Below are 291 nucleotides of genomic sequence, written 5' to 3' on the forward strand. Positions count from 1 at the left end.
CCGTCTCGCAGTTAAGCTGGCTTATGCCATTGCACTAACCTCCTGATGTCCGACCAGGATTAGCCAACCTTCGTGCTCCTCCGTTACTCTTTGGGAGGAGACCGCCCCAGTCAAACTACCCACCAGGCACTGTCCGCGGCCCAGATTCATGGGCCTGCGTTAGAACATCAAACATACAAGGGTGGTATTTCAAGGACGGCTCCAGCGCAACTGGCGTCACGCCTTCAAAGCCTCCCACCTATCCTACACATGTAGGTTCAATGTTCAGTGCCAAGCTGTAGTAAAGGTTCA

The 291-nt window shown here is 53.6% G+C and carries 1 rRNA gene; it reads right to left on the reverse strand.

From position 1 onward, the window contains the following. A 23S ribosomal RNA gene (locus J9885_RS19400) occupies positions 1 to 291 on the reverse strand; the annotation flags it as partial.

Origin of the sequence: Aeromonas sp. SrichE-2G, from assembly GCF_017939565.1 — a bacterium.
GTDB lineage: Bacteria > Pseudomonadota > Gammaproteobacteria > Enterobacterales > Aeromonadaceae > Aeromonas > Aeromonas taiwanensis.